Genomic DNA, 12,334 nt, shown 5'->3' with positions numbered 1-12,334 from the left:
TCCCGTTAAAAACTGTTCCTGCGCTGCCAGAGCAGTAGTAAAAAGAATGGTCCACCAATCAGTGAAATAATGATTCCGGCTGGCAGTTGCAAAGGCAAAAAAGCCAAACGACCAATGCTATCCGCCAGGATAACTAATAACGCCCCCGATACTGCGCTCCCCAGCAGTAATGTCGTCTGCCCGCCACGCAGAATAAAACGTGATATATGCGGTGCTATCAATCCGACAAAACCGATGTTACCAACACACGAAACGCAGACGGCTGTCAGGATTATTGGTGCGGCGACACGTAACAACGCCAGACGAGAACTATTCACCCCTAACCCGGTTGCAACCTGATGACCAAGCAGAGCGATATCCGCCGTCCTGGCGGTGAACAGCAATAAAAGAGCGGCTGGCAACATCCAACAGGCTGAAATACCGACTAACATCCAGTTAGCTGCATGCAGGCTTCCCGATAACCACATCAATGCAGTTTGTACATCTCGAACATCTGCAGTGGTCATAAATACACCGATACCGGCGGCGAAAAACCAGGAAACACCAATACCAATCAGAACAAATCGCGGGCGGGAAATATCGCGCGCACAAAAAATCACGATTAAAGCCACCAACAAGCCACCAGCAAGACCAGCCACTGGACGCCAGAACATTCCCAGCATTGGAAACTGGAAAATCAGCCACAGCACCGCCACGCTACATCCTTCTTTGACGCCGATTAAACCAGGATCGGCAAGGCCGTTACGCGCAATGGATTGCATCGCGGCCCCCGCCATACCTAACATGGCTCCGCATAGCAATGCCATGATGACTCTCGGCAAGCGAATATCCTGCACAATATAACGTGCGTCTGTGCTTACGTTTTCTGGAGCAAACAACGCTCGTCCTACTTCCGATGCCGGGACAGAAAAAGAACCATGCATCAGACCGAATATCAGTATTCCAACCGCAAACAGAAACAGCCCACCAAGCAACACCAGATTTTTAGGGCGTACCAGTGTCGAAAACTTACCAACACGTAGTGGACGTAGCCCGACGTTCATTATCCGACTCATTTGAACATCCTCGTCGCCATAATGACAAAAACAGGCGCACCAACTAACGCCGTCATGACACCGGTCGCTAACTCATGGGGCGTGAAAAGCGTCCGGGCAATAATATCTGCCAGTAATAACAAAAGCGCGCCGACACAAGCTGAAAGAGGGAGCAGAACGCGCAGATCCGCTGATACCAGACGCCTGACAATCTGCGGTACTAGCAGACCGACAAAACCAATGGGGCCAGCAATCGATACGGCTGCGCCACAGAGCAACGCGATCGCAAGCAGAGTGAATGTTCGCGTGCGGAGTACCGAGACGCCCAACCCCTGCGCCATGCGATCACCCAGTGCCAACATGTTAAGAGAGGGCGCAAGGTAAATGGCTAACACAACCCCCCCCAGAGAAAACCAGGCGGACGTACCCAGCGTCGCCCAATCCTGCCCCGCTAAATCACCTGCTAGCCATGTCCGCATCGCCAGCAACGTTTGCTCGTCAAGAATCAGGATTGCAGCCGTTATTGAGGAAACAAACGCCGATAGCGCCACGCCGCATAAAGTAACTTTCATTGGCGTTAACCCTGAACGCCCTGCGGAGGAAAGCAGCAATATCAACAGGAACAATAACGCGCCTCCCGCAGATGCCAGCAGTGGGCGCCCAACAGGAAAGGCCAGTCCAAGCGCGCTGGCGGCAACGACAGCCAGGGCGGCGCCGGCATTTAGGCCTAAAATATGTGGCTCCCCCAATGGGTTACGAATGACAGCCTGCAACAAAGCACCAGCAACGCCAAGAGAAGCACCAGTCAGCAATGCTGCCGCTAAACGCGGCAAACGGAGTCTTACAATTACGTTGTGATCGAAGTTTTGCGGTTCAAAATGAAGAAATGCCTGCAACACCGTTTGTGGTGCAATAAATCGGGCACCAATCCCTGGATATACCACGCATCCCACCAGCAGTAAGGCGAGGAAAATTACAGTAACCAGCCCTGTGCGCATCATACTTTTTCTACACCACGAAACGGCATGAAAAACGATTTCCCCGTCAGAGGATTTATTGATGCGTGAACATCAACGTCAAAGACAGCTTTTACCAGCTCAGGTGTGCAATGCTCCCCCTCATTCAATACACGCACCACTTTCCCCTGGCGTAAAAATATCAGCGTATCACCATAATTCACGGCAAAATTCAGATCATGCAACACCACGACGACTGTACGCCCGTGATGACGCGTTAAATCATGTAATAACTCAAGAATTTCAACCTGATAACGTAAATCAAGCCAGGTTGTGGGTTCATCCAGCAGGATATAAGGCGTCTTTTGCGCCAACACCATCGCAATCCAGCATCGCTGGCGCTGCCCACCAGAGAGTTTTTCAACCGGTAAATGTGCAAACTCCTGCGTACCGGTTAATTTCAGTGCCTCTTCTACCGCCTGTTCGTCGGCGTCGCTCCATTGACGTATGAAATTTTGCCAGGGAAAGCGCCCACGCGACACCAGTTCATAAACGGTTAAGCCCTCTGGCAATAATGGCGACTGCGGCAAGATCCCAAGTCTGCGGGATAACTCTTTCGTTGGTTGCTCGTGAATCGCTTTACCATCCAGCAATATCGAGCCGCCCATGGGTTGCAAGATACGTGCAATGGTGCTGAGCAACGTCGACTTTCCACAACCGTTTGCCCCAACCAGAACGGTCATTTTTTCTGTGGGAACGGAGAAAGAAACACCATCAACAATGATTTTCTTGTGATACCCGGCAGAAACATTGTCGAGGATCAGCCCCTGCCCTTTTGCGTTATGTGCCACGTGTACGCCAACTTAATCAAAGACAAACAAAAATAAAACTCATTCTCCTTTGAGAGTTTGACGCCACAAAATGTAGTAGTCAAGAAGTTAAAAGCCACACAAAAACAAGGTAAATAACAGGTTAAATATTTTTAACTATAAAAATAAAATTATTATATATTAATAAGTTAATCACAATTAAATTGCATTAATCTCTCATAAAAACACATGTAGCACTTTTTTGTTATTTATCATTTACTACTACATCACCACATGATTGAATGATTCTCAATTACATATCCGATGGCGAAATAACAAACGGATAGTGCTTAGTGAGCAACAAGAAACAATTTTCACTCGCGACAATCCGCGAGTTTTTGGGATAACAGACTAAATGGCTAAGTTCACACCTTCATTCTCAGGAGTCAAAGGTCGGGCGCTCTTTTCACTGCTCTTTGCGGCACCGATGATTCATGCAACCGACACTGTAACGACCAAAGATGGCGAAACAATCACTGTTACAGCGGATGCAAATACCGCAACTGAGGCTACCGATGGTTATCAACCTCTGAGCACCTCCACGGCGACATTAACCGATATGCCAATGCTGGATATTCCGCAGGTGGTCAATACGGTTAGCGATCAAGTACTGGAAAATCAGAATGCGACGACGCTGGATGAGGCGCTTTATAACGTCAGTAACGTGGTACAGACCAATACATTAGGCGGGACTCAGGATGCTTTTGTACGCCGTGGGTTTGGCGCAAACCGGGATGGCTCGATCATGACCAACGGTCTGCGAACCGTACTTCCTCGCAGCTTCAACGCCGCAACAGAACGTGTGGAAGTGCTAAAAGGCCCGGCCTCCACGCTGTATGGCATTCTCGATCCTGGCGGACTGATTAACGTCGTGACAAAGCGCCCGGAAAAAACATTCCATGGTTCTGTCTCAGCCACGTCCTCCAGTTTCGGTGGTGGCACCGGGCAACTTGATATCACAGGCCCCATTGAAGGCACTCAGCTGGCATACCGCCTGACGGGGGAAGTGCAGGATGAAGATTACTGGCGGAATTTCGGTAAAGAGCGCAGTACATTTATTGCCCCATCACTCACCTGGTTTGGTGATAATGCAACAGTAACCATGCTCTATTCCCATCGGGACTATAAAACTCCGTTCGATCGTGGAACGATTTTCGACCTTACGACGAAACAGCCCGTAAACGTTGATCGAAAAATACGTTTCGACGAACCGTTTAATATTACAGATGGTCAGTCCGATCTGGCGCAACTCAACGCAGAATATCATCTCAATAGCCAGTGGACAGCGCGCTTTGATTACAGCTACAGCCAGGATAAATACAGCGATAATCAAGCTCGCGTTACCGCGTATGATGCAACGACAGGAACACTGACACGGCGTGTTGATGCAACTCAGGGATCTACCCAGCGTATGCATTCTACTCGTGCGGATCTGCAAGGGAATGTTGATATTGCTGGATTCTATAATGAAATTTTGGGTGGGGTGTCATATGAATATTATGATCTTCTGCGCACAGATATGATTCGCTGTAAAAACGCTAAAGATTTCAATATTTATAATCCTGTTTATGGCAATACCAGCAAATGCACAACGGTCTCGGCGTCGGACAGCGATCAGACGATCAAACAGGAGAGCTACTCAGCGTACGCACAGGACGCACTCTATCTGACCGATAACTGGATTGCCGTCGCCGGGATCCGCTATCAGTATTACACGCAGTATGCGGGTAAAGGCCGCCCTTTTAATGTCAATACTGACAGTCGCGATGAACAATGGACTCCCAAACTGGGGTTAGTCTACAAACTGACGCCATCGGTATCCTTATTTGCTAATTATTCGCAAACATTTATGCCGCAATCGTCAATTGCCAGCTACATTGGCGATCTTCCACCGGAATCATCTAATGCTTACGAAGTCGGGGCAAAATTCGAGCTGTTCGATGGTATAACCGCAGATATTGCGCTGTTTGATATCCATAAACGTAACGTCTTGTATACCGAAAGTATTGGTGACGAAACCATCGCCAAAACGGCAGGCCGCGTTCGTTCAAGAGGGGTAGAGGTCGACCTTGCGGGAGCATTAACTGAAAATATTAATATAATTGCCAGCTACGGCTATACCGATGCTAAGGTTCTGGATGATCCTGATTATGCAGGAAAACCATTGCCGAATGTTCCTCGTCATACCGGTTCGCTATTCCTGACCTATGACATTCACAACATGCCAGGCAATAACACACTGACGCTTGGCGGTGGCGGACATGGCGTAAGCCGTCGTTCGGCAACCAATGGGGCTGACTATTATCTGCCAGGCTATTTCGTTGCCGATGCCTTCGCCGCATACAAAATGAAATTGCAGTATCCGGTCACTCTGCAATTAAACGTCAAAAACCTGTTTGATAAAACGTATTACACCTCTTCCATCGCCACAAATAATCTGGGCAACCAGATTGGCGATCCTCGTGAAGTGCAATTCACGGTGAAAATGGAGTTTTGATAAAAAAGCCCGGTATACGCTTGTATACCGGGCTATGTTTTATTCTCCTGACGGGAGGATTATCAGACCTCAATCTCCGCCATGTCGCCTTTCTCTTGCAACCAGTTACGGCGGTCTTCCGAGCGTTTCTTCGCCAGCAGCATATCCATCATCGCGTCAGTACGCTGATCGTCTTCATCATCAATAGTCAACTGCACCAGACGGCGAGTATTCGGATCAAGCGTGGTTTCGCGCAATTGCATCGGGTTCATTTCCCCGAGACCTTTAAAACGCTGGACGTTCGGCTTGCCTTTCTTGCGTTTTAATTGCTCAAGTACGCCCTCTTTCTCTTCTTCTGTCAGCGCGTAATAAACCTCTTTACCCAGATCAATACGGTAGAGCGGTGGCAGAGCGACGTAAACGTGACCATGTTTCACCAGCGTGCGGAAGTGTTTTACAAACAAAGCGCAGAGCAGCGTGGCAATGTGCAGGCCATCGGAGTCCGCATCCGCGAGGATACAGATCTTGCCGTAACGTAGCTGGCTAAGATCATCGCTGTCAGGATCAATACCGATCGCTACCGAAATATCGTGCACTTCCTGCGAGGCCAGTACTTCATCGGAAGAGACTTCCCAGGTATTAAGGATCTTACCTTTCAGCGGCATGATCGCCTGATATTCACGATCGCGCGCCTGCTTAGCGGATCCGCCTGCGGAGTCCCCTTCCACGAGGAACAGTTCGGTACGATTGAGATCCTGCGCAGTACAGTCAGCCAGTTTGCCTGGCAATGCCGGTCCACTGGTCAGCTTTTTACGTACCACTTTTTTGGCGGCACGCATACGACGCTGGGCGCTGGAAATTGCCATCTCAGCAAGTAGTTCCGCTGCCTGGACGTTCTGGTTCAGCCACAGGGTGAAGGCATCTTTAACCACGCCAGAAACGAATGCCGCACATTGACGCGAAGAGAGGCGCTCTTTGGTCTGCCCGGCAAACTGCGGGTCCTGCATTTTTACTGACAGCACATATGCGCAGCGATCCCAGATATCTTCCGCCGACAGCTTCACGCCGCGCGGCAAAATGTTGCGGTACTCACAAAACTCACGCATCGCATCCAGCAAGCCCTGACGCAGACCGTTAACGTGCGTACCGCCCTGCATCGTTGGGATCAGGTTGACGTAGCTTTCGGTCAGCAGTTCACCGCCTTCCGGCAGCCACAGTAGCGCCCAGTCCACAGCTTCAGTATCGCCAGCGAAATTACCGATAAACGGTTTTTCTGGCAGCGTCGGTAAACCGTTTACCGCTTCCGCCAGGTAATCATTCAGACCGTCCTGATAGCACCAGCGCTGTTCGGTGTTGTTGATCTCATCTTTAAAGGTGATCTCAACACCGGGGCACAGTACCGCTTTGGCTTTCAACACATGTGTCAGGCGTGAAACAGAAAAACGCGGGCTGTCAAAGAAGGTTTCATCCGGCCAGAAGTGCACGCTGGTACCGGTATTGCGCTTACCGCAAGTGCCGACAACCTGTAAATCCTGCACCTTTTCGCCATTTTCAAAGGCGATGTTATAAACCTGACCATCGCGGCGCACGTTAACTTCTACGCGCTTCGACAGGGCGTTAACCACCGAAATCCCCACGCCATGCAGGCCGCCAGAGAACTGGTAGTTTTTGTTAGAAAATTTACCGCCTGCGTGCAGACGGCAAAGAATCAGTTCAACCGCCGGTACACCCTCTTCAGGGTGAATATCCACCGGCATCCCGCGACCATCGTCAATCACTTCTAACGACTGGTCAGCATGTAAAATTACATCCACGCGTTTTGCGTGACCCGCCAGTGCTTCATCGACACTGTTATCAATAACTTCTTGCCCCAAATGGTTAGGGCGAGTGGTATCGGTATACATCCCCGGACGGCGGCGAACCGGCTCAAGCCCGGTGAGTACCTCAATGGCATCAGCGTTATAAGTTTGCGTCATGGTTTAAGTTAGCAATTCGAGTTGATCGTCAGAGATGGTGCAGACCAAGAAAATCGACGATCGGGTTGAAATAATCTTCGAAGCCCGTAAATGCGTGGTTGCCGCCTTCTATTACAGTCTGGCGGCAGGAAGCGTAGTACGCCACCGCCTGGCGGTAATCCAGCACTTCATCTCCCGTCTGTTGCAGCAGCCAGATCAGATCCGGCGCTTCCAGCGGGTCAATCTGCATGACTTTGAGATCGTAAATATGGCGTGACTCTAGCACATATTGCTGCCCGGTGTAGGGGTTCTCGTTCTGACCGAGATAGTCTGTTAGCAGTTCAAACGGGCGCACCGCCGGGTTTACCACCACTGCGGGCAGCATAAAACATTGCGACAACCAAGTGGCGTAGTAACCCCCCAGTGACGAACCGACGATACCCAGCGAATCGCCGCCATGTTCCAGGACAATGGATTCCAGCAGTTCTGCCGCATCGGAAGGATACGGCGGCAACTGCGGAATAATCATCTCAACGTCAGGGTGATGTTCCGCCAGCCAGTTTTTCAACAAGCTCGCTTTTGCAGAACGCGGTGAGCTGTTGAAACCGTGTAAATAAAGAAGCGTAGACATCAGTAGCCTTCTGAAGCGGTATCAGGTTGGAAACGCGTGTCCGCCAGGCGGTGCACTTCGGTAGTCAGCGTGCCATCAGCATGTAACTCCAGCGTACGCCAGCCGGGGGCAATGGTGTCCAGCGTGAAGTTGGAACAGTGCGGTTTAAATTGCACACAGGTCGACGGCGTTGCCAGCAGGCGGCGCCCATTCCAGTCGAGATCGAGTTCCTGATGAATATGACCACACAGCAGATATTTGACGTGCGGAAACTTCGCCAGCACATTATCCAGTTCACCTGCGTTACGCAGACTGTGTTGGTCGAGCCAGCTACAGCCTGCAGGCAGCGGATGATGGTGCAGTAGCAGCAACGTATGGCGCTCTGGCGCATCAGCCAGCTTACGTTCCAGCCAATCAAGCTGAAACTCGCTCAATTCGCCGTGCGGTACACCAAACACCTGGCTATCCAGCAACAGGATTTGCCATTGCTCACCGATAAACACACGCTTCGCCGGGGAGATACCCGCATCCTGTAACGCGCTGTACATCGCAGGCTGGAAATCATGGTTTCCCGGCAGCCAGACGCAGGGCGCACGAAAGCTTGCGATGCCTTCTGCAAAGTGCAGATAGGCCGCAGCAGTTTGATCCTGCGCTAAATCACCTGTCGCGACAATCAGGTCGAATTCGTGCTGGTGTGGACGAATCGCCTCCAGCACAGCCTGGTAGCTCTCCCAGGTGTTAACCCCCAACAGGGCTTCGTGCTTTTGTGCAAACAGGTGAGTGTCGGTAATTTGTAAAATCCTCACTCTGGCCTCACCAGCCAGAGGAAGGGTTAACAGGCTTTCCAAATGGTGTCCTTAGGTTTCACGACGCTAATAAACCGGAATCGCCATCGCTCCATGTGCTAAACAGTATCGCAACCAATCCGCTAAAAACTGATTAATTTGATGCTTTTCGTCGCGTTGATGCAACTTTTTATTAGGATAATCATACCGCGCTTTGAAGCGAAAAATCTGCTGGCTTGAACACACTTCAGCCACCATCGCGTCATGATACAGACGCACCGTCATTGACGGAAGGCTCCAGTAGCTGATCGCGGGCGCAGTCTGTTCTATTGTCACCAGGGTAGTGTATCGGGTCGATTCCACTATCGTTAGCCGATAATGTGCGTTTGCCACCTGATAGCTTATAGTTTCGCCGGGTGCGTCATTGCGCGGTAACAAACGGCGCAATTGTGAAAAGTTCATCTCGCACAGGCGCATCATTTCAGGAAAGTCAGGTGTGTAACGCTTCATTTATGCCCACTCATTTTTTAACGCTTGATGATGCAGTTGCAGCCATTGCAAAGCGATGACCGACGCTGCGTTGTCGATTTTCCCCTCTTCTACCCACTGGTATGCCTGTTCCCGGCTTACCACATGAACGCGAATATCTTCGTTTTCATCAGCCAGACCGTGAATACCGCTTGCGGTCGTGGCGTCCACTTCGCCCACCATAATTGACGAACGCTCACTGGTGCCGCCTGGGCTTGCGAGGAAACTTAACACCGGTTTGGTTCGTTTGACTATCAGCCCCGCTTCTTCAATCGCTTCGCGACGGGCAACATCTTCCACACTTTCCCCCTCTTCAATCATCCCGGCAACCATCTCCAGTAGCCAGGGGGTTTCGCTGGTGTCATATGCGGCAATCCGTATCTGCTCAATCAGCACGACTTCATCACGCACTGGGTCAAAGGGTAGCAAGACTGCGGCGTGACCGCGCTCAAAAATTTCCCTGCGGACTTCATGACTCATTTGCCCGTTGAATAGACGATGACGAAACCTATAAAGATCTAATGAAAAAAAGCCGCGATAAAGTGTTTCTCGTGCAATAATTTCTACATCGTTTTTGCCAAATGAAACGGGCAGGTTGTCTGGCTTAAGCATGGTTAATGTCCTGGCACTAATAGTGAATAAAATGTGAATTTCAGCGACGTTTGACTGCCGTTTGAGCAGTCATGTGTTAAATTGAGGCACATTAATGCCCTATGGCACGTAACGCCAACCTTTTGCGGTAGCGGCTTCTGCTAGAATCCGCAATAATTTTACAGTTTGATCAGCGCTAAATACTGCTTCACCACAAGGAATGCAAATGAAGAAATTGCTCCCCATTCTTATCGGCCTGAGCCTTTCTGGGTTCAGTACGTTGAGCCAGGCCGAGAACCTGATGCAAGTTTATCAGCAAGCACGCCTTAGTAACCCGGAATTGCGTAAGTCTGCCGCCGATCGTGATGCTGCCTTTGAAAAAATTAATGAAGCGCGCAGTCCATTACTGCCACAGCTAGGTTTAGGTGCAGATTACACCTATAGCAACGGCTACCGCGACGCGAACGGCATCAACTCTAACGCAACCAGTGCATCCCTGCAGTTGACTCAGTCCATTTTCGATATGTCGAAATGGCGTGCGCTGACCTTGCAGGAAAAGGCTGCCGGTATTCAGGACGTCACCTATCAGACCGATCAACAAACCTTGATCCTCAACACCGCGACCGCTTATTTCAACGTGTTGAATGCCATTGACGTTCTTTCCTATACTCAGGCGCAAAAAGAAGCGATCTACCGTCAGTTGGATCAAACCACCCAACGTTTTAACGTGGGTCTGGTGGCGATCACCGACGTGCAGAACGCCCGCGCACAGTACGATACCGTGCTGGCAAACGAAGTGACCGCTCGTAACAACCTCGACAATGCTGTAGAGCAACTGCGCCAGATCACCGGTAATTACTATCCGGAACTGGCAGCACTGAATGTCGAAAACTTCAAAACCGACAAACCACAGCCGGTTAACGCGCTGCTGAAAGAAGCAGAAAAACGCAACCTGTCGCTGTTACAGGCACGTTTGAGCCAGGATCTGGCGCGCGAGCAAATTCGCCAGGCGCAGGACGGTCACTTACCGACGCTGGATTTAACAGCTTCTACCGGGATTTCTGATACCTCTTATAGTGGTTCGAAAACCCGTGGTGCGAACAGTGCCCAGTATGACGACAGCAATATGGGCCAGAACAAAGTTGGCCTGAGCTTCTCGCTGCCGATTTATCAGGGCGGGATGGTTAACTCGCAGGTGAAACAGGCACAGTACAACTTTGTCGGTGCCAGCGAACAACTGGAAAGCGCACACCGTAGCGTCGTGCAAACCGTGCGTTCCTCTTTCAACAACATTAATGCATCTATCAGTAGCATTAACGCCTACAAACAAGCCGTGGTTTCCGCCCAAAGCTCATTAGACGCGATGGAAGCGGGCTACTCGGTCGGTACGCGTACCATTGTTGATGTGTTGGACGCTACCACTACGCTGTACAACGCCAAACAAGAACTGGCAAATGCGCGTTATAACTACCTGATTAACCAGTTGAATATTAAATCAGCTCTGGGTACGTTGAACGAGCAGGATCTGCTGGCACTGAACAATGCGCTGAGCAAACCGGTTTCCACTAACCCGGAAAACGTTGCACCGCCAACGCCAGAACAGAATGCTATTGCTGATGGCTATGCGCCTGATAGCCCGGCACCAGTTGTTCAGCAAACATCCGCACGCACTACCACCAGTAACGGTCATAACCCTTTCCGTAACTGATGACGATGACGGGGCTTCGGCCCCGTCTGAACGTAAGGCAACGTAAAGATACGGGTTATCTGCCGCATTCTTCCCTCTTCTCGCTTCAATTTCGACCAGCCATCCTCTATTCTGATGGGTATTTACCACTGGTCCCGGAAGACAAAAATGAAACGGACAAAATCCATACGCCACGCATCGTTCCGTAAAAACTGGAGCGCACGCCATCTGACACCTGTCGCTCTCGCGGTTGCCACTGTTTTTATGCTGGCTGGCTGTGAAAAGAGTGATGAGACTGTGTCTCTGTATCAAAATGCTGATGATTGTTCAGCTGCAAACCCAGGTAAAAGCGCAGAATGCGCCACTGCGTACAATAATGCGCTGAAAGAAGCGGAACGTACTGCGCCGAAATACGCCACTCGGGAAGACTGTGTTGCTGAATTTGGCGAAGGTCAATGCCAGCAGGCGCCGGCTCAGGCTGGCATGGCGCCAGAAAACCAGGCACAGGCTCAGCAATCCAGCGGTAGCTTCTGGATGCCGCTGATGGCTGGTTACATGATGGGGCGTCTGATGGGCGGCGGCGCGGGCTTTGCACAGCAGCCGCTGTTCTCCTCGAAAAACCCGGCCAGCCCGGCTTACGGCAAATATACTGATGCCACCGGTAAAAACTATGGCGCTGCCCAGCCAGGCCGCACCATGACCGTACCGAAAACAGCTATGGCGCCGAAACCGGCGACCACCACCACCGTTACCCGTGGCGGCTTTGGTGAATCTGTTGCCAAACAAAGCACCATGCAGCGTAGCGCAAGCGGCACTTCTTCTCGTTCAATGGGCGGCTGATAC

11 protein-coding genes are annotated in these 12,334 nt (G+C 50.8%); 3 read left to right on the top strand and 8 right to left on the bottom strand.

Annotated elements, in window-relative coordinates; translation table 11 throughout:
* Positions 1–5: 5 nt before the first annotated feature.
* The 3 genes from BEG40_RS11140 to BEG40_RS11130 are packed head-to-tail and all read right to left on the bottom strand — an operon-like array spanning position 6 to position 2,841.
* Positions 6–1,043 carry a FecCD family ABC transporter permease gene (locus BEG40_RS11140; RefSeq protein WP_001490512.1) on the bottom strand — a complete coding sequence of 346 codons (1,038 nt, stop codon included), beginning with the start codon at positions 1,041–1,043 and terminating at the stop codon, positions 6–8.
* 8 nt (positions 1,044–1,051) lie between these two features.
* Entirely contained in the window at positions 1,052–2,035 is a 984-nt protein-coding gene (locus tag BEG40_RS11135) for a FecCD family ABC transporter permease (RefSeq protein ID WP_105285415.1), read from the bottom strand.
* Complete coding sequence (locus BEG40_RS11130; RefSeq protein ID WP_105285414.1) at positions 2,032–2,841, bottom strand: ABC transporter ATP-binding protein; 810 nt, start codon at positions 2,839–2,841, stop codon at positions 2,032–2,034. The genes BEG40_RS11135 and BEG40_RS11130 overlap by 4 nt, the downstream gene beginning before the upstream one ends.
* Before the next feature lie 373 nt (positions 2,842–3,214).
* On the opposite strand from BEG40_RS11130, the gene BEG40_RS11125 reads away from it, so the two are divergent.
* Positions 3,215–5,356, top strand: coding sequence for a TonB-dependent siderophore receptor (locus BEG40_RS11125; RefSeq protein WP_001051714.1), 2,142 nt, complete (start codon positions 3,215–3,217; stop codon positions 5,354–5,356).
* 62 nt (positions 5,357–5,418) lie between these two features.
* Here BEG40_RS11125 and parE read toward each other — a convergent pair whose 3' ends face one another.
* The 5 genes from parE to nudF are packed head-to-tail and all read right to left on the bottom strand — an operon-like array spanning position 5,419 to position 9,825.
* Positions 5,419–7,311 carry a DNA topoisomerase IV subunit B gene (gene parE / locus BEG40_RS11120; RefSeq protein ID WP_105285413.1) on the bottom strand — a complete coding sequence of 631 codons (1,893 nt, stop codon included), beginning with the start codon at positions 7,309–7,311 and terminating at the stop codon, positions 5,419–5,421.
* Between the two features lie 28 nt (positions 7,312–7,339).
* On the bottom strand, positions 7,340–7,921 hold the full coding sequence (gene yqiA / locus BEG40_RS11115) for an esterase YqiA (RefSeq protein WP_000105733.1): 582 nt from the start codon (positions 7,919–7,921) through the stop codon (positions 7,340–7,342).
* A complete protein-coding gene (gene cpdA, locus BEG40_RS11110) occupies positions 7,921–8,748 on the bottom strand; it encodes a 3',5'-cyclic-AMP phosphodiesterase (RefSeq protein WP_000444757.1) in 828 nt (275 codons plus the stop codon). The genes yqiA and cpdA overlap by 1 nt, the downstream gene beginning before the upstream one ends.
* 24 nt (positions 8,749–8,772) lie before the next feature.
* Entirely contained in the window at positions 8,773–9,195 is a 423-nt protein-coding gene (locus BEG40_RS11105) for a DUF1249 family protein (protein ID WP_000833387.1), read from the bottom strand.
* Positions 9,196–9,825 (bottom strand): ADP-ribose diphosphatase, encoded by a 630-nt coding sequence (nudF, locus tag BEG40_RS11100; protein ID WP_000917108.1) that lies wholly within the window; start codon positions 9,823–9,825, stop codon positions 9,196–9,198.
* Positions 9,826–10,030: 205 nt separating this feature from the next.
* On the opposite strand from nudF, the gene tolC reads away from it, so the two are divergent.
* Positions 10,031–11,512: an outer membrane channel protein TolC gene (gene tolC / locus BEG40_RS11095; RefSeq protein ID WP_000735301.1), complete on the top strand. Its 1,482-nt coding sequence runs from the start codon at positions 10,031–10,033 to the stop codon at positions 11,510–11,512.
* A gap of 147 nt (positions 11,513–11,659) precedes the next feature.
* The gene (locus tag BEG40_RS11085; RefSeq protein ID WP_105285412.1) at positions 11,660–12,331 is read left to right on the top strand and encodes a DUF1190 family protein; all 672 of its coding nucleotides are present in this window, start codon (positions 11,660–11,662) and stop codon (positions 12,329–12,331) included.
* Positions 12,332–12,334: the final 3 nt, after the last annotated feature.

The sequence above is a fragment of the Escherichia sp. MOD1-EC5495 genome (assembly GCF_002965965.1).
GTDB lineage: Bacteria > Pseudomonadota > Gammaproteobacteria > Enterobacterales > Enterobacteriaceae > Escherichia > Escherichia ruysiae.
This window is presented reverse-complemented; position numbering and strand designations above follow the sequence as displayed.

What these genes read in the sequence shown, in the direction of transcription:
- BEG40_RS11085 (WP_105285412.1), top strand. Translation starts at nt 11,660, where the DNA reads ATGAAACGGACAAAATCCATACGCCACGCATCGTTCCGTAAAAACTGG.
- BEG40_RS11140 (WP_001490512.1), bottom strand. Translation starts at nt 1,043, where the DNA reads ATGAACGTCGGGCTACGTCCACTACGTGTTGGTAAGTTTTCGACACTG.
- yqiA (WP_000105733.1), bottom strand. Translation starts at nt 7,921, where the DNA reads ATGTCTACGCTTCTTTATTTACACGGTTTCAACAGCTCACCGCGTTCT.
- tolC (WP_000735301.1), top strand. Translation starts at nt 10,031, where the DNA reads ATGAAGAAATTGCTCCCCATTCTTATCGGCCTGAGCCTTTCTGGGTTC.
- BEG40_RS11105 (WP_000833387.1), bottom strand. Translation starts at nt 9,195, where the DNA reads ATGAAGCGTTACACACCTGACTTTCCTGAAATGATGCGCCTGTGCGAG.
- parE (WP_105285413.1), bottom strand. Translation starts at nt 7,311, where the DNA reads ATGACGCAAACTTATAACGCTGATGCCATTGAGGTACTCACCGGGCTT.
- BEG40_RS11135 (WP_105285415.1), bottom strand. Translation starts at nt 2,035, where the DNA reads ATGATGCGCACAGGGCTGGTTACTGTAATTTTCCTCGCCTTACTGCTG.
- BEG40_RS11125 (WP_001051714.1), top strand. Translation starts at nt 3,215, where the DNA reads ATGGCTAAGTTCACACCTTCATTCTCAGGAGTCAAAGGTCGGGCGCTC.
- nudF (WP_000917108.1), bottom strand. Translation starts at nt 9,825, where the DNA reads ATGCTTAAGCCAGACAACCTGCCCGTTTCATTTGGCAAAAACGATGTA.